Origin of the sequence: Vagococcus fluvialis (genome assembly GCF_048815235.1) — a bacterium.
Lineage (GTDB): Bacteria > Bacillota > Bacilli > Lactobacillales > Vagococcaceae > Vagococcus.
In genome coordinates this window covers 31,904-53,651 of sequence record NZ_JBMEAO010000017.1, presented here as the reverse complement: position 1 = coordinate 53,651, position 21,748 = coordinate 31,904, and the positions used below count along the sequence as shown (strand labels likewise).

The 21,748-nt window shown below is 32.5% G+C and carries 19 protein-coding genes; 3 read left to right on the top strand and 16 right to left on the bottom strand.

Features of this window, described 5'->3' with window-relative positions:
- Nucleotides 1-76: 76 nt before the first annotated feature.
- From dhaM to dhaK, 3 genes are read right to left on the bottom strand one after another with little or no spacing between them, the layout of a single operon-like run.
- A complete protein-coding gene (dhaM, locus tag ACODH8_RS11580) occupies nt 77-445 on the bottom strand; it encodes a dihydroxyacetone kinase phosphoryl donor subunit DhaM (RefSeq protein WP_332465069.1) in 369 nt (122 codons plus the stop codon).
- On the bottom strand, nt 445-1,026 hold the full coding sequence (gene dhaL / locus ACODH8_RS11575; protein WP_332465068.1) for a dihydroxyacetone kinase subunit DhaL: 582 nt from the start codon (nt 1,024-1,026) through the stop codon (nt 445-447). Before dhaL ends, dhaM begins: the two co-directional genes overlap by 1 nt.
- A 15-nt stretch (nt 1,027-1,041) precedes the next feature.
- Nucleotides 1,042-2,028, bottom strand: a complete 987-nt coding sequence (dhaK, locus tag ACODH8_RS11570; RefSeq protein WP_332465067.1) for a dihydroxyacetone kinase subunit DhaK — start codon at nt 2,026-2,028, stop codon at nt 1,042-1,044.
- 165 nt (nt 2,029-2,193) lie between these two features.
- On the opposite strand from dhaK, the gene dhaS reads away from it, so the two are divergent.
- A complete protein-coding gene (gene dhaS / locus ACODH8_RS11565) occupies nt 2,194-2,742 on the top strand; it encodes a dihydroxyacetone kinase transcriptional activator DhaS (RefSeq protein WP_332465066.1) in 549 nt (182 codons plus the stop codon).
- Between the two features lie 32 nt (nt 2,743-2,774).
- Here the strand turns inward: dhaS and ACODH8_RS11560 are convergent, their stop codons facing one another.
- The 4 genes from ACODH8_RS11560 to ACODH8_RS11545 all read right to left on the bottom strand — a co-directional run bounded on the left by ACODH8_RS11560 (nt 2,775) and on the right by ACODH8_RS11545 (nt 7,466).
- Nucleotides 2,775-4,349, bottom strand: a complete 1,575-nt coding sequence (locus tag ACODH8_RS11560) for a YhgE/Pip family protein (RefSeq protein WP_420517749.1) — start codon at nt 4,347-4,349, stop codon at nt 2,775-2,777.
- Nucleotides 4,312-5,499, bottom strand: coding sequence for a YhgE/Pip domain-containing protein (locus tag ACODH8_RS11555; RefSeq protein ID WP_420517748.1), 1,188 nt, complete (start codon nt 5,497-5,499; stop codon nt 4,312-4,314). Before ACODH8_RS11555 ends, ACODH8_RS11560 begins: the two co-directional genes overlap by 38 nt.
- A gap of 15 nt (nt 5,500-5,514) precedes the next feature.
- Nucleotides 5,515-5,988, bottom strand: coding sequence for an Rrf2 family transcriptional regulator (locus ACODH8_RS11550; protein ID WP_332465064.1), 474 nt, complete (start codon nt 5,986-5,988; stop codon nt 5,515-5,517).
- Between the two features lie 146 nt (nt 5,989-6,134).
- Complete coding sequence (locus tag ACODH8_RS11545) at nt 6,135-7,466, bottom strand: metallophosphoesterase (RefSeq protein WP_332465063.1); 1,332 nt, start codon at nt 7,464-7,466, stop codon at nt 6,135-6,137.
- A gap of 160 nt (nt 7,467-7,626) precedes the next feature.
- Here ACODH8_RS11545 and ACODH8_RS11540 point away from each other — a divergent pair, with 160 nt between their 5' ends.
- Nucleotides 7,627-8,184: a hypothetical protein gene (locus ACODH8_RS11540; protein ID WP_332465062.1), complete on the top strand. Its 558-nt coding sequence runs from the start codon at nt 7,627-7,629 to the stop codon at nt 8,182-8,184.
- Nucleotides 8,185-8,262: 78 nt separating this feature from the next.
- On the opposite strand, the gene ACODH8_RS11535 is transcribed toward ACODH8_RS11540, so the two are convergent.
- The 9 genes from ACODH8_RS11535 to ACODH8_RS11495 all read right to left on the bottom strand — a co-directional run bounded on the left by ACODH8_RS11535 (nt 8,263) and on the right by ACODH8_RS11495 (nt 19,615).
- The gene (locus ACODH8_RS11535) at nt 8,263-9,615 is read right to left on the bottom strand and encodes a family 20 glycosylhydrolase (RefSeq protein WP_332465061.1); all 1,353 of its coding nucleotides are present in this window, start codon (nt 9,613-9,615) and stop codon (nt 8,263-8,265) included.
- Nucleotides 9,596-10,999, bottom strand: coding sequence for a glycoside hydrolase family 1 protein (locus ACODH8_RS11530; protein WP_332465060.1), 1,404 nt, complete (start codon nt 10,997-10,999; stop codon nt 9,596-9,598). Before ACODH8_RS11530 ends, ACODH8_RS11535 begins: the two co-directional genes overlap by 20 nt.
- 12 nt (nt 11,000-11,011) lie before the next feature.
- Nucleotides 11,012-11,701, bottom strand: a complete 690-nt coding sequence (locus tag ACODH8_RS11525) for an endonuclease/exonuclease/phosphatase family protein (RefSeq protein WP_332465059.1) — start codon at nt 11,699-11,701, stop codon at nt 11,012-11,014.
- A gap of 13 nt (nt 11,702-11,714) precedes the next feature.
- Entirely contained in the window at nt 11,715-13,013 is a 1,299-nt protein-coding gene (locus ACODH8_RS11520; RefSeq protein ID WP_332465058.1) for an alpha-L-fucosidase, read from the bottom strand.
- A 58-nt stretch (nt 13,014-13,071) separates the two neighbouring features.
- Nucleotides 13,072-15,333 carry a helix-turn-helix domain-containing protein gene (locus tag ACODH8_RS11515; RefSeq protein ID WP_332465057.1) on the bottom strand — a complete coding sequence of 754 codons (2,262 nt, stop codon included), beginning with the start codon at nt 15,331-15,333 and terminating at the stop codon, nt 13,072-13,074.
- Nucleotides 15,330-15,950 (bottom strand): YesL family protein, encoded by a 621-nt coding sequence (locus ACODH8_RS11510; RefSeq protein WP_332465056.1) that lies wholly within the window; start codon nt 15,948-15,950, stop codon nt 15,330-15,332. Before ACODH8_RS11510 ends, ACODH8_RS11515 begins: the two co-directional genes overlap by 4 nt.
- 124 nt (nt 15,951-16,074) lie before the next feature.
- Nucleotides 16,075-17,712, bottom strand: coding sequence for an extracellular solute-binding protein (locus ACODH8_RS11505; RefSeq protein WP_332465055.1), 1,638 nt, complete (start codon nt 17,710-17,712; stop codon nt 16,075-16,077).
- A 36-nt stretch (nt 17,713-17,748) separates the two neighbouring features.
- Nucleotides 17,749-18,660 (bottom strand): carbohydrate ABC transporter permease, encoded by a 912-nt coding sequence (locus ACODH8_RS11500; protein WP_332465054.1) that lies wholly within the window; start codon nt 18,658-18,660, stop codon nt 17,749-17,751.
- 13 nt (nt 18,661-18,673) lie between these two features.
- Nucleotides 18,674-19,615, bottom strand: coding sequence for an ABC transporter permease (locus ACODH8_RS11495; RefSeq protein WP_332465053.1), 942 nt, complete (start codon nt 19,613-19,615; stop codon nt 18,674-18,676).
- A gap of 253 nt (nt 19,616-19,868) precedes the next feature.
- On the opposite strand from ACODH8_RS11495, the gene ACODH8_RS11490 reads away from it, so the two are divergent.
- Nucleotides 19,869-21,740, top strand: coding sequence for a beta-N-acetylhexosaminidase (locus ACODH8_RS11490; RefSeq protein WP_332465052.1), 1,872 nt, complete (start codon nt 19,869-19,871; stop codon nt 21,738-21,740).
- Nucleotides 21,741-21,748: the final 8 nt, after the last annotated feature.

Genomic DNA, 21,748 nt, shown 5'->3' with positions numbered 1-21,748 from the left:
TTGATAATTCAGTAGAAACAAAAGAGGAAATTTCTGTTTGCTCAAAAAAGCATTCATCTCATTTCCTCTTTCTTGATTATTTAATTTTTAAAGGAGCCAACTGCTCTTCAATAGCAGAAATATCCGCACCTGCCTGGATTAAGGCAGCAGCTGTATAACTTCCTTCTAAAAGTGCTACATCATAAAAGACAACTTCTTTATCTGTCATCTCAATAGCCATCTCTAAATTCATTTTAGCACTACCTAAATCATAAAAAGCTAAAATTTTGTCTGCTTCATTTTCATCAAAAGCCGTTAGAATTTTATCAAAACTAGTGCCAACACCGTTATCCTCAGTTCCACCAGCAATCGTCACAGAAACATCTTTAGCTACTTCATTAATTAATCTTTTAATTCCTACTACTACGTCTGATACATGTGACACCATTACAATTCCTAAAGTCATTAGTCAATCACTCCTGCTTCTATCATTGCTTCAAATAAATAGCTACTAGACATTGAACCTGGATCAATATGACCTAATGAACGTTCGCCTAAATAAGAAGCTCTTCCTTTTGTTGCTTTAATATCTTTAGTTGCTTCAGCAAAACCTTGAATTTTTTCAATGGTTAAAGTATTGTCTTTTAAAGCTTCAATTGTTGGTACCCAAACATCAACCATTGTTTTTTCGCCTAATTCAGCTTTACCTCTTTTTTGAATATCAGCAAGACCTGCTTCTAAAATATCAACGATATCTTCTGATTTCATTGATGCTTTAGTCATTCCCATAAAAGCTGAACCATAGAGAGGTCCTGATGCTCCTCCTACTTTACTAATTAAAGTCATAGCAGTTAATTTTAACGTATCTGTTACGGTTTCAGGTTGCTTTTCTTCAATGGCTTTCATCATTTCAGCTGTACCACGTGCCATATTAGCTCCATGATCCCCGTCACCAATCGGCGTGTCTAAATCACTTAAATATTGTTTATTAGCCACTACTTTATCTGTAAATAATTGTAACCATTTTTTTAACGTTTCATTTGTCATCTAAAATCCCTCTTCCTACCAAGCAATTGTTTCTACTGGATAATTTAGTTGTTCTTTCCAGTTATCTTCTAGTTTAATCATAGTTAAAGAAAGTCCTGACATATCAAGGGATGTCATTAAATCGCCCACTTTTTTAAATTCAATTTGTAGACCTTCTTTTTCAAGCAACTCTTTCACGTCATTAATAAAAACAAATTGTTCCATTAATGGTGTGCTACCTAGGCCGTTAACTAACAATCCAAATTTCTCACCTTCACTCCATGAGAATTCAGCTTTTAATTTTCCAACTAATTCAACTGCTAATTCTTTTGAAGGTTGTAATTTTTCTTTACGATAACCAGGTTCACCATGAATCCCAACACCAAACTCAATCTCGTCTTCTTCTAAAACAAAACCAGGTTTTCCAACAGCAGGAACTGTTGCTCCTGTTAATGCTAAACCAATTGTTTTTATATTTGGAACTAATTTATCAGCTACTTCTTTTACTTCAGCTAATGATCTACCTTGATCTGCATAAGCTCCTAAAATTTTATGAACTAAAACAGTTCCTGCAACGCCTCTTCTACCTGCTGTATACGTGCTGTCTTCAACAGCAACGTCGTCATCAACAATAATAGTTTCTACTTGAATGTCTTCCATCTCTGCCATATCTTTTGCCATTTCAAAGTTCATAACGTCCCCTGAATAGTTTTTAATAATAAGTAGAACACCAGCACCTGTGTCTGCTGCTTTAATTCCCTCCAACACTTGGTCAGGAGTTGGTGAAGTAAAGACTTCCCCACAAACAGCCGCACTTAACATACCTTTTCCAACAAAACCAGCATGAGAAGGTTCGTGACCACTTCCTCCACCGCTAACTAAACCAACTTTTCCTTCTACGGTATTTTTTCGAACAATTACATCAGTTTCAGGAACTCTCTCAACTAAATCACTATACGCATAAGTTAATCCTTCAAGCATTTGAGTTAAAATTTCTTCTGGTTGGTTTATAATTTTTTTCATTGTGTTCTTCCTTTCTATAACTAGCATCTTAGCAACAACTTCATTATAATAGGAAAACGTTTTCTAGGTAATGGACAAAATTCAAAATGTGTCCGCTTACTTTTTTAATTGTTATTTATTCCATTACTTGCTATTCTTATTAGACAAGAGAGAGGATGTGTCAGAATGGTATCAAGTGGGTCATTAATTACCAAAAAGATAATTGCCTATTCATTTAAAGAATTGATGAAACATCATGAATTTGAAAAAATTTCGATTAAAGAAATAATGAACCATGCTGATTACCGAAGACAGACTTTTTATGATCATTTTTCAGATAAATACGAGTTACTTGATTGGATTTACAACCAAGAGATCACTGAAATTATTGAACATTTTATTAGTTATGAACATTGGACCAAAATTATCCCTCGAATACTTCATTACTTTGAAAAAAATAAAAAATTCTATCAAAAAACATTAACTATTAAGGATCATCATTCTTTTGATGCTTGTCTCGTTCAACATACCCAACTTCTATTTCAAAATATTTTAATGGAGAATAATCAACAAAAGCTTCCATTAAAACAAATTGAACAAAATAGCTCTTTTTACGCCTATGGTATAACTGGCATTATCAAATCATGGCTCCTTCAAGATTGTCAGACGCCTAATAATGACATGGAAAATTATCTTATTTCTGTTATTGAGTCCACTATAATAAAAAACGATTGACGAGACTTATCTCATCAATCGTTTTTCTATTATTAATGTAAAATATGCCCCTTAGCAATATTATCACTAATTTTCTTAAACATCTTCTCTGCTTTTGGATATAAAATAAATCCTGCTACAAAGAAAGCAATTGTGACACCGATTAGTATAGCTATTGCTTTAAGAGCTGTTGGCCAGTAAATTCCACCTACTGATTCACGAAGTAAGTTAACCGCATGAGTGAATGGAATATAAGGATGAATCGCTCTAAAGAATGGTCCTGACATTTCAATTGGGAAGTTACCCCCACCTGCTGAAATGGAGAGTACCAGTATAATAATCGCAATCCCTTTTCCAAGATTGTCAAAGAGAGCGACCAGTACATACACCATCATCATAAAGGCCAAATCAATAATTAATGCAAATATCACATTCCAAACTGGATTTTTCGTATAAGCACCTAACAACCACTGATTACCTAATACTACAATTAATGCTTGGAAGAAACCAACTGTTAAGTAAGTCATCATTCTAGCTAAAAATTGTTGACGTTTAGAATATTTTAGTTGTTGTTTTTCATTTAAATGGAATTTAGTTGAAGCAATACTTGAGAACAAGACCGCCCCTACCCATAAACATAATGCTGTATAGAAAGGTGTACTTGCAGATCCGTAATTAGGAACTGGATAAACATCTGTTTGTTTTAATTTTACTGGATTAGAGATAAATTCACTTTCTTTATTAGCATCATTTTTCAAGTATTTAACCAATTCATCTAAATCCAAATCTTTTTCACCTTTTTTAATAACGTCACTTGCCTTAACAATACCATCTTTAATATTAGGCCAATCTTCGTTAATTAACTCAACTGCAGCTGCCATAGCTTTTTCAAAATCTGGTGCTTTTTCATTTACCATCTTCATTGTTTTTTGAATATCAGCTTCGACACCAGGTAAATCATTTTGGATAAATAAGGCAGCTTTATTCAATTTCGTTTTTAATTGTGGAAAATCATTTCTAAAGAAATCTGCTCCACTATTAATTCCACCAACAATAAGATCCATATTGCCATTTAACAGCTCGTTTGCTGCATGAATATCATTGTGAATGGCAGGTAATTCTTTTTGATAAGATTCTAAGAATCCAACTGCTTGAGTAATAATATTAGAAGTACTTGTCATCAATTGATCCACACGATTAATTAAATCATCACTTATAATACTTCCTGTAATATTTCCAGCTTCTGTTAATGCTTTTTGGGCTTCAGTAATTAAAGCATCTACCTCACTTTGGATACCATTAATGTCTATGCCACTAACAACACTGTTAATATTAGCTGCTTCTTGGCTAATTCTTGTTAAAGTTGCTTTTAACTCTTCTGTTGAATTAGAGATTGAGCCCCAATTGTTAAGAACATTGTCTACATCTTGTTTCATATGGTCTACTGTATTTTTTGCTTGTTGTAATTGAGCAATAAAACCATCTAAATGATTACTATGAGTGAAACTTTGTAAACTTTCTAATAACTCGATTACCCCTTGAATCATTTCACTTTGACCTGCTAATTTATTCGATATAGTGACTAATTTATCATAAATCGCATCTTTGTTCTTCTTCTGATAATTCATGGTCACCTATCGCTGTCACAAGTCCATCTGCAATTTTTTGTGTTTCAGCAGAAACCATTTGAATAATTTTAAGACTTGAGTTTACCCCACTACCAATATTTGGAAGGGCGTTTTGAATTTTTTCTAAATCTTGTTTTACTTGTGGAATAAGTTCATTAGCTGTCTGAGCTAACTCATTTACTTCTGGTAAAACTTTTTGAGCATCTTGGATGATCCCTAAGCCTTTTTTAGCTTCATTAATCGCATCATCCATCATTTGTACAACTTGACCAAAATCTTGATCTACTTGATTGATTTGACGGCCTGCATCTTTTATTTCTGGAATTTTATCTTGTACTTGGTAAACTAGTTGCCCGTATTTTTCAATTTCTGGCATCTTTTGATTCAAGGTTAATACTTTACCTGTCATTTGATTCACTTCAGGAATCATATCAACAAATTCATTTGCCATTTTCAATTTATCTTTAAATTCAGGCATTTTTTTATTTAAATCGATAACTTCTTTTGTATAACCATCAATTTCATCTAAATGGTCATTAACTTCTAAAATTTTACTACTTAGTTTTTTAATAGAAGGTAAATTACTATCTAAGTTAAAACCTATTTCATTTAAAGCTTCCATTAAAGTTTTACTGACTGTTCCAACAAATTCATCTGAGATGGTGTCTTTAATGGTCCCAGCACCTTTATCAGAAATCTTAGGTGCAATGGCATTAATCTTTTGATTAACACTATAATCTATCTCAGGATTTTTAATATCACCTTTAACAAAACTTAGTAAGTTTTCTGAAAAGTTTTCAGGTAAATAAATCCCTGCATAATACTTCCCGCTTTTGACTCCCTTATCTAACTCTTCTTTAGAATCAACAAATTGCCATCCCATATTATGATTATCTTTTAAATTTTCAATAATATTATCCCCAATGTTGACTTCTTGATCCATTACCGTTGCCGTTTTATCTTCAGAATACACAGCTATTTTAATATCACTTGTATTTGAATATGGATCCCATAATGCTGCAATGTTAAACCAAGCATAAAGCGATGGAATAAACATTAAAGCAATCATTAAAATAAAAGTTAGTTTATTCTTAAAAATTCTCGTCCAATCAAGACGATACAGTTCGAAAACATTTTTTAAACGTTTCATCTTTGTCCCTCGCTTTTAAATAAATTGATTCCAATCTCTTTTAGGTATCTCGCCGTAATCTGTAAATACTTTAGACAAAACATCTTGTACAGAAACATGCTTTAATTCTTCATTCCAAGCATGATCTGCTTCATTGAAAACTTGTGAGATTTCTTGATTTCCGTCTTGTGCAAACTCATTAAAATCAGAGAATGCTCGTTCTAAAACACCTACATGCGGAAATGAATGTAGTGGGCCTTCTATTGACTCAACTATCTCCAATAAAGAGATATCTTTTAAACTTTTTTCAATGTAAAAGCCACCATTATTTCCAGAAACACCTTCAATTACTTTAGCCACTACCAATTTTCTCAATAATTTTTTAATATATGATTGAGACACAGATAATTTCTTATAAATAGCTTGTGATGAAGCCGGAATATCCTCAGTTTGCGTGGCAAGAATTGCTATTATCGCTAACGCTTGCTCTGTTGCATTTGTTAGTTTCATAAAAGTTACCATCCCTTTCCTCTACTTCAAATAGCTATTATAGACTTCTTGTGTCCACAATGCAATTTATTTATCTTGAAAAATAACAAAAGATTTTATTTAATTTTTAGTTAGTCCAATTATACTCTCTAATTATATTTTTCCATCTATTTTCCAGTGATTTCAATTTCAAACATATCAGGGTTTTCAACTAGTTTAATGATTGAATCTAAGTATTTATTTAACTCAGGAGACCATTCTTTTATAACTTGGTATCCTTTATCAGTTTTCAATTTTTCTATTTCCAACTCGGACAACTCATTATTTCCAGTAAAATAGCGCCAATTGGCCTGGCCTACAAATCTAGCCGCTTCATCTAAGTCCTCTTCTATATACAGACCATTTTCGATTAATTGACCATAAGCCATTTTTTCACCGTCATCCACAAATAAATTTTTGGTAAACTCACGGTAATTCAATAAATTAGGATCTTGAAGGTCTTCTTTTTTAGCCCAAGAATCAACATCAACTCTTTTTTTCTCGTAACTAATTTTTTGAGAGCTTAAGCTAAGTTCTCCGTACAATTGCTCTGTCATACTATAAGAAGGTGACACGACTTCCCTTATTTGCTGAGTTTTATCTTTTTTTACACTTTTAGCATGGATGTGACCAGAAAAGACTAAAGAGACATGATATTCATTCAACAAATTTTGTAATTCCGCATTATTATTGAGGACAAAACCTTCATAAACTACCTCATTGTGCTTCAACAAATTATGATGCATAAAAACGACAGTTTCTTTTTGGTTCTCTTGTCCTTTTTGTAATTGCTTCTCAATCCATCTCATTGTTTCTGGCTTAATCTCTCCTTTGGTTCGGGGAGATGTCGTACTTTCTAATTTGCTATAAATGTTAGTATCAAGCATTAAGAATTGATAGTCCTCATTGACATTCACCAAATAACTTAAAGAAGAATCATCTTGTTGAGTCCCATACTTATAACTTATATCAAATATTTTTTTGAACTCATCGGCACTTATTTGACTAGATTTAACTGAGTTATTTTCCTTAAATTCTCTAGCCCATCCATCTTGAATATCATGATTACCTGGAATAACCAAACACTGAATACCATTTTCTTCCAACGGATGAAAAATCTTGGCTAGTTCTTCTGCACTCTTTTTTTCTCCATTTAAAGTTAAGTCTCCTGTGATAATAATTCCAGCGGGTTTCTCATTTAACGCTTTATCTACCAAAGCTTGTAAACTTTCTTTTTGATACTCTAGTTCTTTACCTGCTGACGTTTTCTTAATTTTTTCAAAAGCCTCACCTGTATCGTATAATTCTGGGCTAATAAAATGGGTGTCTGACAATACCCAGTACACAGGATTTATGACCAGATTTTTTTCTTCTTTATTTGAAAATAAATTATTAGTAAGAGCTACTCCTAATACAATTAATAGACAAATTACTAAAATAACGATTGTTTTCCTTTTCATTTTATCCCTTTCCATTCACTTTAATACCTTCATTATAGAGTAAAACATAGAGGAACACATTACATAAAATAAGTAAGTTTTATTTTGTTCAAAAAATGCATATTAATTAACTTTTTCGAAATAGGAAGCTATACTAAAAGAAAAGAAAGAAGGCATTTTTATGACTAAACAAAAACTTGATATCATCTTCATTTCACTACTACTCCTCTTACTCGCAGTGATTCGACCAATTCTCTTTGATTTAACACTCTCTAACACTTTATATGGTTTTATTCCTCCTATTTTAATGGCATTATCTTGGTTACTTTTTCCCACAAAATTTATTCTTAATTTTATTGTCTCGTTCTTCTCATTTTTTATCGTTATTGATATGCGCCCCTGGTTTATTCAATTCACAAGTCATTATATTACAGCTTCGATGGCTTTAATCTTCTCATTATCTCTAACTCTATTATTAAAGCATCAAACAAAAGAAGACCCACTAGATGGAACGTTTCTTCGTTTCTTTCAAAAGAAATTTCCTCAACTCAATCTATTTCTATTATTTATTATTGATACTTTAGTGTCTGGTTCTATTCTAAGTCTTATGTTTATTGTCTCTATCCAAAAAATAACTTTTTTCCACTTAATCGCTGCATTTTTTATCAGTGGTTACTATTCAGGAACAGCTGTTTACTTCTATCTATACCTTCCAGAAAATAAAAAAATAAGAGAATGACTTAATTTTTAGTCATTCTCTTAGCGTCTCCTCAAGTTCATTACTTGAGGAGACATTTTTTTAATCTATTAACACCAATTAATTATTATGTATTCTTTCAATAATTGACAAAGTATCTTGTAAATCGATTTTAGTGTCATTTTCTTTTTGACTAATAGCAAATAACAAAGGCGATACCTTTTCAAAAACTACCTCTGCTTCTTGAGCATCTGGTATATCACTCCAAACAGCTAATGCGACACCTGGAAGTTGATTCGTTATCTTTTCAACTTTCTGAGACTGTGGATACATCAATGGATTCCAGTCAGTCATTATTTTTTCAAAGGTTGGATAAGTATATCCTGCTGCTTCACCTAACACATAATAGAAATAATTATCATTAAAGTTAATAACTTGATACCCTTTATTAATAAATGTTTCTACCGGTGCCATTTGTTGGTGCCACTTAGTCCAATAAGTTATTTCTACTTTATCGGATAAAGTAACTATTTCCTTACGATTTAAACGATAAAAACCATCATTCCAAACGCGAGGAACAAATCCCCAACTACTGATTTTTTCAGCTATTTGATTAACGTAATGAACAAAATAATCCATAGCCGTTGCTTGTTCTCCAAATAAAGCTACCGCTGCTTCTTTCAAATCTGGATAAGCGTCAATTTCATCAAAATCAACAAATTCATCTCCACCAATATGGAAATAAGTACTGCCATAAAATAATTCAGCATATTCCTTATAAAGAGACTCAATAAACAAAACAGCTTCTGAATCAACAATATTTAGGGCTGATGGATAATTTTCCAGTTGCCCATCTGCATTTTTCTTTCTTAGTTGCCATTCTGGTTTATCTTTTAATAATTGTTTTAAATGTCCCGGTGTATCGAAATCAGGAATAATCTCAATACCTAAATGATTCGCATACTGAATAACTTCTCGGATTTCATTTTTAGTTAAGTAGTCATCTGATACAATCTCAGGTGCCACTTCTGATTCAATTCTAAATCCCTCGTTCTCTGAAAAATGAAGTTGCAAGTAGTTAAATTGAGCAAGACTCATACTATCAATAAATTTCAATAAGACCTCTTTAGGAAAATATTTTCTTCCCATATCAATCATTAAAATTCTTTCTTTTTGAACGTAAGTAACTACTGTCTCACCTTCAGTAAGTTGATCTAAATAAATTTGTAGTAAGCCTTGTGTTCCAACAGCTAGTAGATTGTCTAAAGAATCTGCCGTAATAGTTACCTTATTACTATCAACTGAAATTAAACCAGCTACTGTTTCATCCAGTTTTAGAGAAATATCACCCTCAGTAAAACCAATTGCTATATCCGTATCTAACAATCTGTCAGCATTTACTTTTAAAGCTTTAGCTATTTTTAACTGCTCTTTATTTTCAACTTGAATGGATTTAATTAGCCGTGTTGTCATAACTTTTCTCAAATCCTCCATTGTCAATTAAAGACTTAAACCAATAACTACTTGCTTTATCTGAACGTGAATAACCATCTTCACGGTTCACACGATAAAAACCATAACGATTTTTATAAGCATTTAACCATGACCAACAATCTGAAAATGTCCACATATGGTAACCAAAACAGTTACTACCATCATTAATAGCCTCATTTAATTTCATTAAGTGATTTTCTAAGAACTCAATACGATACGTATCTTGTACTACCCCGTTTTCATCCATAAAACGTTCTTCTTCAGACACACCCATCCCATTTTCTGAAATATACCATGGGATATTTTTATAATCATTTTTCAAGCGCATTGCAATATCATACATTCCTTGTGGATAAATTTCCCAACCACGGTGTGGGTTAATTTCTTTTTCTGGCCAATCATAGTGACTTGAAAAGGCTCCAGGAGATGTTGCTGGAAAATGAGGATTTTTTGGTGCTTGTACACGTAATGGTTGATAGTAATTACACCCAATAAAATCAACTGTATTATCTTCAAAAATTTGACGGTCACCTTCTTCAACATCTGGAAGTAAATCATTTTCACGATAAATTTCAATTAACTCTTCTGGGAAATAACCATGAACCGTTGTATCTAGGAAACTTCTGATATAAATTAAATCAGCTATTTTACCAGCTTTAACATCTTCTGGTTCATTACTTTTTGGATAAACAGGTGACAAGTTTAAAATCGTCCCTACTTGTCCATCATTATTTGGATTGTCACGATAAGCTTTAACAGCTAAGGCGTGAGCTAATAAAGTATGATAACCAACTTGAATAGCACGCTTGAAATCATATACTTTAGGATAATGAGCATCTCCCATATAACCACATTCAATATGAACTAATGGCTCATTAAATGTTGCCCATGTTTTTACAATATCACCAAATTGTTCATAAGCAGTTTTGGCGTAAAAAGCAAAGTGGTCAACTGATTCTCTTGCTTCCCAACCACCTTTTTCCATTAACCACCAAGGCATATCAAAGTGGAATAAGTTAACAATCGGCTCAACGCCATTATCTTTCATCTCTTGGAAATAATCACGATAGAAGGCTACCGCTTTAGGATTCAAAGTTTTACCATCTGGTAATAATCTTGTCCAAGCAATCGATGTACGATAAGAATTCATCGACATCTTTTTCATTAAAGCCACGTCTTCCTTATATTGATAATACACATTTGATGTATCATTTGGGCCTACGTTATCAAAAAATAATTCTGGTTCTAATTCAAACCATTTATCCCAAGTTGAAGGACTTTTTCCATCTACTAAAGCTGCACCTTCTGTTTGCGGTGCAGATGTTGCTGCACCCCATAAAAAATCTTTTGGAAATGTAATCATGTCTTTTCTCCTCTACAATAACCTTATTTTTGCTGCTAATAACGAATGATCTGATAAGTCTGTAACTATATTTTTTATTGCTACTATTTCAATATTGTTAGATAAAATGATATTATCAATCGAATAATGGTTCATATTGCTATCTTCTTCTAAAAAGGTTCTTAACCATTTACCTTGATGACCATTAATAAGTTGATAGTCATTAAATACTTGCCATTCTTCTAAGTTTTGATCCATATTAAAATCACCTAAAATAATTTTGTAGGCTGCAGTCTCTTTAGTTAATTCATCTAACAAATCACTTATTTGAGATTGACGAATAACTGGAGATTCAAACGATAAATGAATATTATACAAAGCAATCTGCTTACCCATAATCTCTAATAACACTTTTTGATACACTCTTTTTTCTAAACCATATTCCTTAAAACTCACTGTGTCCTGGCTTAATATAGGAAAACAAGTAAGAATGGCGTTACCGTATTCACCTTCTTCAAAAACCATTGCTTTTGAAAAATAACGATTTGAATAGATTTCCTCTAAATATTTAACCATTGAATAAGGATTTCGTTTAGTCCATTCATCGACTTCCTGTAAACCTAAAATATCTATTCCCTGTTGATTAAGCCAATGTTTTAATTGTTCTTTATTTGGTTGTAAGCCAGCTGCTACATTAAATGTACCAACCCAACATTCTATCATTTATTTATCCCTCTTAATATTCTAAAGAGTACACCTGATAATAAGAATCACCTTGAACAGGTTGAATAATATCAGTTACTAATTTTTCATTGGTATTCAAGGAAGTTATCACTGGTAACTCTTTTCTAATCTCTTTTAACACTAATGGTTCAGTATTTCCTTGTTTTTGAAAAGCAAACACTTTATTGGCTTTTTGAGTAAAAGACCAACCAGGTATGTTAATCTCTTTAATAGCTCTTGTTTCGTAGATAGCTTCACCAAAAATGTCTAACCATTCACCAAGTGGTCTTAATATAGCTAGTGCTTCATTTGGTAATCGTCCATCTGGTTTTGGTCCAACACCTAAAATCAGATTTCCACCTAAACAAACAACTTGAACTAAGTTATCGAGTATTTCTTCAAAAGGTTTGTAAATATCATTGGGACAGAATCCCCAATTTTTAGCTAATGGGATATTACTTTCCCATACTTTTGTAGGAGGCACTTCAGGAATTTTACGCTCTGGTGTCACGTAATCTTCATACTTCCCACCAATCATACGGTCCACAATCAACATATCCGGTTGATTGTGGCGAACATTTTCAGCAATTTGTTTCATATCAAGCTGTTCATCACGAGCATTAACCCATCCACCATCAAGCCAAAGAATATCAATATCACCATAGTTTTCACTGATTTCTGTTAACTGATTTGTCACAAATTCATTATAAGATTTCCACATTTCTGGGTTTTCCTTAGGATTGTAACTTGCTTGTCGTCCCACAGCGTGCTCTCCTGGAACCCAATAAAGAGGTGAATGCCAGTCTGGTTTAGAATAGTAAGCTCCAACATTTAAGCCTTCATTTCTAAAAGCATTTGCCACTTCACCAAAAACATCACTTCGCGGATTATCCGCAAAAGGACTAGGTTCAGCAGTGATTTTGTAATCACTATATTTAGTGTCATACATATTAAATCCGTCATGGTGTTTCGTTGTAAAAATCATGTAACGAAAACCGGCCTTTTTACATTCTTTCGCCCATTCTTCTGGGTTAAAACGATACGGATTAAATGAATGGTTCAATCCCCAATAGTCTTCCCTTAACTCGTTTACGTCATTTCGCCACGGTTTTTTCCTTGCCCAATCATCTTCTTCTGATAATTGCCACGATTCCACAATACCAGCTAAAGAATACAGCCCCCAATGAAAAATAACGCCTAATTTTTGATCTTGGAACCATTCTAGTTTTTCTTTAATATTTTCAGGTAATTCTTGATACGTCTCAATCTCAGTTTCAATATTTTCTACAATATCTTCTCTTAATTTCGTCATTTCACTCACCTATATTTTTTATTTCAGTCTATGTCTTATTTCTAAACGTGAAAAATACTTATCTATTCTTACTTCTAAATTGTCCTGGAGTCATGCCAACAATTGTTTTAAATTTTCTAGTGTAATTGGAAACATCATAATATCCTGAACTTAAGATAATCTCTTTAATTGGTTTATCTGTTTCAATTAATTCTTTTTTGATATGTTCCAAACGTAAATTTTGAATGTATTTCGAGAAAGTTAAATCCGTTTCTTTTTTTATAAATCTACTTAGATAAGAGATAGAGACATCAAATTCCTCTGCTAATTGTTCTAACGAGATATCATGAGAAGCAAAATGCTGATTTAAGTATCCGAAAATCTCTTTTTGTAATTGAGACTCTTGGTTCTTTAAATCACTTTTAGCTGCTACACAAATTTGACGACTAATTTGAATTAAAGAATCTCTTAATTCTGATAAATTTCTAAAGTTAGCAGCATGTTCAGCAGATGCTAATATATCTGCTCCTATTGTATCCATTCCAATATTTACTACCGTATTTAATAAATCGAATCCATACAAACGCATTCTCTCATGATTAATTGGGTTATTTACTGGTAATCCAATTAACCAATCAATCGTTTCACTAGCAATTTCAAAATCTCCTTGAAGCAAACTTTGAGTTAATTTTAATTTTTCATCTTTTGGATAAGAAAAGCCTAAGTTTTTATCACTGTTTTCAGAAATTTTATCATAATAATAAACTTTACTTTTTTGTTCCGTAAAAGCAACTGACTGAATTGCTGCTAAACTCTCAATGTAACTTCTGTTAATATTTTTTAACTCAGTTACCACACGTCCTACCCCAATAATTGGTGACACTGTATTTTCAACTATTATTTTACGAACAATTTCGCGAACTATAGTTGGTTGTTTTATAGTACCATCCATACTAACTAGTAAAGCAATCGCCTGATCTGATAGCAACTCAGACCCGTAAGCTTGAAATCCCATTCCTGATATATCATCTAAAAAATTCATTAAAAACTCTTGATTTTGTATACTTGTTTTGGTGTTTACCATTTTGGTATCAATCAGCATAACAAAATACCCCTTATTAAAGAAAAGTAAATTAACAGAATCCAATAAAGTTTTCGTTTCACTATCATTAGTAAAACGTCCCATCATCAAACGTCTTAACACTTGTTCTTTAGCGTAAGGTGTCTGTCTTCTAATTTCTTCATGAAGGTTTTCATTTTGCTTTAAGAAATGACTTACATGATATTCAAAATGATCAAAAGAATCAACACTTTCAATAACATCGTCAGCTGTAATATTAGATTTCAACAACTTCTCTAATTTGCGAATAGGTTTATATTGCTTACGTCCTATAAATAGTACTGCTCCTACTCCAAGAACCATTACAAAAAACACTATAATTAACACATAACGATTGGTTCTATTCAGTTCTTTAAAAACCTCGTCTACATTGGTTAGCGCCACATAAGTTAAAGAAAAATCTTCATCTTTCAATGTATCAATCTTTATTCTGCCATCATCAGTTTTAAAAATATCTTTTTGGATAGTTTTTGCAATTTTTTTCTCAGAATCAAAAAATTCTGGTAGAGAAGTACTTATAGAAGATGCTAATACGTTTTGTTCATCATCTAATATAAATAACCTACCACTGTTTTTATCTATTGATTTTTCTAAAATACTCTCAACATTACTACTCTTCATGGTATACATTACTGATCCATAATGGGTCCCATCAGCTGAATTTAAAGGAACCACATAGGTTAGCAACCCAATTCTTTTTTTATTTTCAATTGGTGGAATCATTTTAAAGTTAGGAATCTTAGTGTTCAAACTCTCTGACAACTCTGTACTATTAAAATCAAAACTTTTATATCGAAATGCATTAAATGTATTAAAATCGACACTTCCTGCTGATGAATACAATTTATTTGGTTGATTATCGTAATAGAGATACATTTCTTCTATTGTATTGTTAGTTACCTTATAGCGCTGTAACTCTTTCATCATCTCCATTGAGTAATACGGATGCTCTGCCATTTTAGGTGTTATTTTGGGATTAGAATCAACTTCTTTAGTTAACAAATCTAATTGAGTAAAATTGGTTGAAAAGATTGATCTTACTTGTAATAAATAATTTCTCGTTGATAACTCAATTTGATTGTTAAGGCTTTCAATAGATATTCTGTACCACACAAATGAAATAATCGAAAATGGAATAAGAAAAACCAACAAATAAGAGATAATATAACGATGAAAATTTCTTTTTTTAAACCTTAATTTAAATAGTGAAACTTTCTTCATCTCTCCTCGACCTTTCTTTCAGCCTTTTCCATTCCTTGAATGCCAAACCAAATAATTGGTAACACATAAATAGGTACAGTTGACACGAAAAGTAAGATTGGAAAAATAGTTACAATAAAAGTTCCTACAAAAACACCTACCAACATCGCTAAAGTCCCAACTAAATTTGATAAAAATAAAATAACCGTTCTTTGTAAATATTGTTTATAGGTCAATTCATAACGACACAGTGCTGGAAAAACATATAAACTAGTTCCCAACGCAAAAACAAAAAATACCAATAAAATAAAATGAAGAATTGCTGAATGGATTAATGCTTCTGAAACTCTTAAATCAAACCATAAAAAACCTAATATTGCTAAAAATGTATACCCTAATTGATTAGCTATCTTAAAATAGCCTTTATAATAATCCTGAAACGCTTCTCGTTTTAATTCATCCCCATGTCTAATTTGGTTATAAAGACTTTGAAAAACAGCTGCTAAACTCGGGAAAACCCCTAATATAATAACACCTCGTAGTGCATATAATAAAAAATATAATTGATACATCACACCTTGAATGAGTGTTTGTCCAATCACATAACTTAATTTTATAATTCCTCGTAAATCCTTCATATCGTCTCCTCCTCTTAATTGAACAATAGCATAAAAGCATTTACAAGAAAACTATTTTTTCAAAAAACCTAGAAAAATGGAACGAGAGCACTGATGCTCTTCGCTCCATTATTGGTTTAAGCTATTATTTTGTTTCTGCCCAACGATCATAAGCACCTTGATATACTTTTACGTATTCTTCAACGCCCATACCTTCAAGTGTTTTCACGTATTTATCCCAATTTGATATTGGTTCAACACCTGTAATAAATTTAGCTTCCATTTGCTCGACATAAGTTTTCATATCTGTTCCAATATCTCGAGTTTTATCAGTCTCTTCTTTTGTTAAATAAAGAAGTGGGAATGGAACTTCTGCTGCTGGATCAATCTTATCTTTAGTTTCTTTTGCGATGAAATCATCAAAAGTTGTATCTAAAGGTTCATTAGCATTTTTGTAAATAATATACTCACCTTGTGGATCATAATCTACAGTAGGTACTGGCATACCATATGCTGGTGAAATATATTTTCTACCCTCTTCTGGATTATCTTTATCAGAATCTTTTGCTACAACACGTACTTTTTCACCTTTATCGTTAGTTTCCCATTTCCAGAATTCTCCTTCTGGACCTTTGTTCAGATAAAAAGCACCTTCTTCACTGTAGAAATAATCTACCCATCTCAGTAGCGCCTCAGGAGAAGCAGCTTTATTTGTGATAGCAAATGTTGCTCTTTGCATTCTTGGACTTCCTGGAATCACAGCTTTTTCTGACACTGGAGATGTTAAAGGTTGGAACATTGGATCTTTAACAGCTTCTTCAGGAGATTTTCCTGTTGTAAAGAATGAATACCAATCTTGGAATACTCCCAATTGATTGTTTTGTCCTTTAGCTGTTTTTTGTTCACCAGACTGACTATAAACCTCTTGATCCAATAATTTTTCTGAATATAGTTTATTCATAAATGTCACGTATTCTTTATAATTATCAGTAACAGGAGTATATTCTACTTTTCCATCAATTTCTTGAATTCCTCTAGCTTTCATTCCAAAAGCACCCATTAAATATGTACTTGTATGTTCCATTTTTGTATCAGTTAACGGGATTTCATCTTTTTTACCATTACCATTTGGATCTTCATCACGATATTTTACTAATAAATCGTAGAACTCATCTGTAGTTTGCGGTAATTCTTTTTGACCTACAGCATCTAACCAGTCACCACGATACCACATTGGACCTTTAGGCCATGATGCTGTTCTTGCTCTTGCCAACCAAGGTAAAGAATAAATGTGACCATCCGGAGTTGTGATTGATTTTTTTATTGTAGGATCTTCGTCCATTAATTTTTTAAAGTTCGGCATATTTTCATCGATTAAATCTTCTAATGGTACTAAAAGTCCTTGCTCACCATAATCCATTTCCATAGCTGGTGTTAATGTGTCTGGACCTGTTCCGAATAATACATCTGGTAAATCTCCACTAGCAAATGCTAAGTTTAATTTAGTTCCAAAGTCATCTGATGGCGGGGTAATAAACTTAAACTCCATATTAGTTTTCTCAGCATAATCTTTAAAAACTGGTAAGTCTGCCCACTCGACTTCCGTCATACGTGGCCCCATCATTGTCATTTTTAGCTTATCTTTAGTAATCGGAAATTCTCCTACTTTTCCCAACTCAACTGCTTCCTTCTTAGTTTCTTTCTCCTTGCTTCCACAAGCTACTAAAAATAAACTTGCTGATAATAAACTTAGAGCGATTTTTGATTTTTTCCCTAATTTCATCATTCTGCCTCCTAATATTTTTGGTTTTAAAAAAATTTAACCCTTAACTGATCCAACCATCATACCTTTTACAAAATATTTTTGTAAGAATGGGTATACAACGATAATTGGTAATGTTGATACAATCATTACGCCATATTTAATAATAGCGGCTAATTGTTGTTTACTATACATTAATTCAGCCATATCTCCAGTCACCATACCTGTAGAAGTTGCCCCCATATCATTTAATACTAAAATTTCTCTTAATACCATTTGAAGTGGATACATTGACTTATCTGATAAGTAGATTAATGCACTAAAGTAACTATTCCAATGCCCTACACCATAAAATAATGCCATAACAGCAATAATCGGTGTTGAAAGCGGCAATATTATTTTAAAGAATAATTTAAAATCTGAACAACCATCAATGATAGCAGCTTCTTCCATTTCACGAGGTATCGTCGTTTGGAAGAATGTTCTTGTTACAACTATGTTGTAAACCGAAACAGCTCCTGGCAACACTAGTGCCCAAACTGTATTTAACATGTGTAAATTTTTAACCAATAAATAACTCGGAATTAAACCTCCACTTACAAACATTGTCACTAACATAAATGAGGTGAACGTCTTATGACCATAAAAATCAGGTCTTGATAAAGCATAGGCTGCCGGTAAGGTAACAACTAAGTTAATCGTTGTTCCTAAAGCTGTGTAATATATAGTATTTAAGTAACCTCTCCAAATGCTATCATTTTGTAAAATTGTTTTATATCCTTCAAAAGTAGTTCCTTTTGGGAAAAACCACATTTCCCCTGAGTTAACAGCTTGCGGATCACTAATTGATGCACTAATAATATAAATCAAAGGATACAAAACAATCGCAACAGATAGAATAACAAAGATATAGTTAAATCCCATAAAGACTCTATCTGCTTTTGTATCTTTTACTAATCGATTATTCATGTTTTCCCTCCTTTTAAAATAGTGATGATTCCCCTAATTTTTTCGCGATTCTATTAACAGCTATTAAAAGAATAGCATTAATAACTGAGTTAAATAACCCTACTGCCGCTGCATAACTATACTGAGCGTCAAGTAACCCTTGTTGGTAAACAAATGTGGAAATAACGTTAGATGATTCCATATTCAATGGATTTTGCATTAAAAGTATTTTTTCATACCCTAGATTCATAACAGATCCAACGTTCATGATTAATAGAATAACCATTGTCGGTTTAATTGTTGGAAGGTTAATATGCCAAATTCGTTGAATACGACTGGCACCATCTACAATAGCTGCTTCATGTAGTTGAGTATCTACTCCAGCTAATGCTGCTAAATAGATTACCGAGCCCCAACCTGTTCCTTGCCAAACACCTGAAAGGACATAGACCGTTTTAAACCATCTCGGATCTTCCATAAACGCAATGGGTTCCATTCCGAAAAAGCCTAATGCATGATTGATGATACCTGTTGATGGATTTAAGAATGCCAATAGCATCCCAACCATTACTACTGTAGAAATAAAGTTAGGTGCGTAAGTAACTGTTTGCGAGAACTTTTTCCACGGTCCATCTTTTACTTCATTTAGAGCTAATGCCAAAATAATTGGTAACGGAAATCCAACTACTAAAGAATAGAAACTAATCCCTAGCGTGTTTTTTAATAAGTCCCAAAAATAGTAAGAATCAAAGAATCTTTGAAAATGTTTCATCCCTACCCAAGGACTTCCCCAAACACCTAATGTTGGCACATAATCTTTAAAAGCAATCAGAACACCGTACATCGGTATATAAGAAAAAATAAAAATAATTAGAAATGCTGGAAGAATAAATAAGTACAGTTGCCTACTGGCATATATCTTTTTCCTTCTTATTTCTTTCTTGCTCCTATTCGGCGTGTTGCTAACAACCTCCATTTGTTTTCCTCCTCTTCACTTGTTAACGCTTCCAATGTATCGTTTTTTCAAATGGTAATCAATGTGTTGTTTTTTTAACCTACCAAAAAGCTTATATAATAACGTTTCCAAGTTCTTCAACAATATATTTAACATTATAAATAATCAAATTTAGATGTGTAAAACTAGTTTTAAGTATGTATTTCTCTCTTTCACATAGTAACTGTACATCTTATTCTTTATAATAAAATGTATATACGAAAGGAGCTTAAAAATGAAAACGCTATATTTTACTGGTGACACAAAAAATGTTTACGATGGACTTTTATTGCTTCAAGAAAAACTTAATTTTAGAATGGATTCAGATGGGGTTCAAGTGAACTTAATTGAAACGCCTAAAGAATTAAAATTAATCAAAAAAAACAATAAAATTGAAATTTATTTTTCAGAACCGACACATCTCTTCAGAATGCTTTCCGTGTTATTTAATTATTGGAATGAAGATATAAATTTAACCGAAACACCTCAATTTAATCGAATAGGACCGATGATTGATACATCGAGAAATGCGGTCATGACTGTTGATAAAATAAAAGAAGTCATACTTACTTGTAGTACATTAGGATTAAATCAAGTCATGCTTTATATGGAAGACACTTACGAAATTCCTGAATATCCTTACTTTGGCTATTTAAGAGGCGCTTATTCTTATGAAGAATTAAAAGAAATTGATGACTTTGGAGATACTTTAGGTATTGAAGTCATCCCGTCAATTCAAGTATTGGCTCACTTAAAAAACCCACTAAAATGGAATTTCACAAGAGAATTCAGAGACACAGAAGACATTCTATTAGTTAACGAACCTAAAACCTATGACTTTTTAAAAGCCGCTATTACAGCTGCTTCTAAACCTTTTAGAACTAACAAAATCCATGTTGGAATGGATGAAGCTGATAAACTAGGATTAGGACGCTCTCTTCAATTACATGGTCTACAAGATCGATTCCAATTAATGAATGATCATTTAACTCATGTCCTCGAAATTTGTAATACCTTAGATCTTAAAGTAGAGATGTGGAGTGATATGTTCTTCCGTTTAGGTTCTAAAACCGGGGACTATTATGATCCAGATTTTAGTATTTCTGATGAAACAATTGCAGGAATTCCTGAGGTTGCTATGGTTTATTGGGACTACTATCACCATAAAGAAGAAGAATATTTAGGACTAATCACAGACCATCAGCTTCTTAAAAAAGAAATTATTTTTGCTGGTGGTATTTGGACTTGGAACGGTATCGCACCCAATTACGGTAAAACGATAGAAACAACTCATGCTGGATTAAGTGCTTGTAAAAAAGCTAATGTGGAATGTGTATACGCTACTCTTTGGGGAGACGACGGAGCAGAAACACCTTTTGATTCTGCCCTTTTAGGTTTACAACTCTTTGCTGAACATCAATTTTACGAAACAGTTTCAAATGAACACCTAGAAAAACAATTTGCTATGTATCAACAAGAAGACATGAATAGCTTTTTATTACTTGATCTATTCGATCAAACACCTGGGGTTACAAAAAATAATCCTCACGGGTCTCATACAAGTAAACTTATTTTTTATCAAGATCCATTACTTGGTCTTTATGACAAAACTATTAGTCCCTACGACTTAACAACACATTATACTGATTTAGCCAATCAATTAGCTAATTGTCACTCTACTAAAAAAACTGAAAAGCTATTTTCTTTTTATCAGTTATTTGCTATGATTTTAGCTAACAAGAGTTCACTTGGTATTGACATGCGTCAAGATTATCAAGCTAATACACTAGCTAATATTCCAACCTATGAAAAACGTATCCAAGAACTCAACAGTGACACTAATTTATTAAGAAAAAAACATCAAGAAATTTGGTTTGAGGCAAATAAACCCTTTGGCTGGGAAATACTTGATATTCGTTATGGCGGTCTTTTAACTCGTCTTGATTCGACCTTATCAAGATTACAAGATTGGCAACAAGGACTATCTATTCCAGAGTTGGAAAAAGAAATTTTACCTTTTGATGGCCCTTACCTAATGCCCAAAGGAATCGTAGGACGGAATCTCTATCACGGGATTATTAGCCCAAGTAAATTATCTGATGTTTAGAGAAGGAT

What these genes read in the sequence shown, in the direction of transcription:
- dhaM (WP_332465069.1), bottom strand. Translation starts at nt 445, where the DNA reads ATGACTTTAGGAATTGTAATGGTGTCACATGTATCAGACGTAGTAGTA.
- dhaL (WP_332465068.1), bottom strand. Translation starts at nt 1,026, where the DNA reads ATGACAAATGAAACGTTAAAAAAATGGTTACAATTATTTACAGATAAA.
- dhaK (WP_332465067.1), bottom strand. Translation starts at nt 2,028, where the DNA reads ATGAAAAAAATTATAAACCAACCAGAAGAAATTTTAACTCAAATGCTT.
- dhaS (WP_332465066.1), top strand. Translation starts at nt 2,194, where the DNA reads ATGGTATCAAGTGGGTCATTAATTACCAAAAAGATAATTGCCTATTCA.
- ACODH8_RS11560 (WP_420517749.1), bottom strand. Translation starts at nt 4,349, where the DNA reads ATGAATTATCAGAAGAAGAACAAAGATGCGATTTATGATAAATTAGTC.
- ACODH8_RS11555 (WP_420517748.1), bottom strand. Translation starts at nt 5,499, where the DNA reads ATGAAACGTTTAAAAAATGTTTTCGAACTGTATCGTCTTGATTGGACG.
- ACODH8_RS11550 (WP_332465064.1), bottom strand. Translation starts at nt 5,988, where the DNA reads ATGAAACTAACAAATGCAACAGAGCAAGCGTTAGCGATAATAGCAATT.
- ACODH8_RS11545 (WP_332465063.1), bottom strand. Translation starts at nt 7,466, where the DNA reads ATGAAAAGGAAAACAATCGTTATTTTAGTAATTTGTCTATTAATTGTA.
- ACODH8_RS11540 (WP_332465062.1), top strand. Translation starts at nt 7,627, where the DNA reads ATGACTAAACAAAAACTTGATATCATCTTCATTTCACTACTACTCCTC.
- ACODH8_RS11535 (WP_332465061.1), bottom strand. Translation starts at nt 9,615, where the DNA reads ATGACAACACGGCTAATTAAATCCATTCAAGTTGAAAATAAAGAGCAG.
- ACODH8_RS11530 (WP_332465060.1), bottom strand. Translation starts at nt 10,999, where the DNA reads ATGATTACATTTCCAAAAGATTTTTTATGGGGTGCAGCAACATCTGCA.
- ACODH8_RS11525 (WP_332465059.1), bottom strand. Translation starts at nt 11,701, where the DNA reads ATGATAGAATGTTGGGTTGGTACATTTAATGTAGCAGCTGGCTTACAA.
- ACODH8_RS11520 (WP_332465058.1), bottom strand. Translation starts at nt 13,013, where the DNA reads ATGACGAAATTAAGAGAAGATATTGTAGAAAATATTGAAACTGAGATT.
- ACODH8_RS11515 (WP_332465057.1), bottom strand. Translation starts at nt 15,333, where the DNA reads ATGAAGAAAGTTTCACTATTTAAATTAAGGTTTAAAAAAAGAAATTTT.
- ACODH8_RS11510 (WP_332465056.1), bottom strand. Translation starts at nt 15,950, where the DNA reads ATGAAGGATTTACGAGGAATTATAAAATTAAGTTATGTGATTGGACAA.
- ACODH8_RS11505 (WP_332465055.1), bottom strand. Translation starts at nt 17,712, where the DNA reads ATGAAATTAGGGAAAAAATCAAAAATCGCTCTAAGTTTATTATCAGCA.
- ACODH8_RS11500 (WP_332465054.1), bottom strand. Translation starts at nt 18,660, where the DNA reads ATGAATAATCGATTAGTAAAAGATACAAAAGCAGATAGAGTCTTTATG.
- ACODH8_RS11495 (WP_332465053.1), bottom strand. Translation starts at nt 19,615, where the DNA reads ATGGAGGTTGTTAGCAACACGCCGAATAGGAGCAAGAAAGAAATAAGA.
- ACODH8_RS11490 (WP_332465052.1), top strand. Translation starts at nt 19,869, where the DNA reads ATGAAAACGCTATATTTTACTGGTGACACAAAAAATGTTTACGATGGA.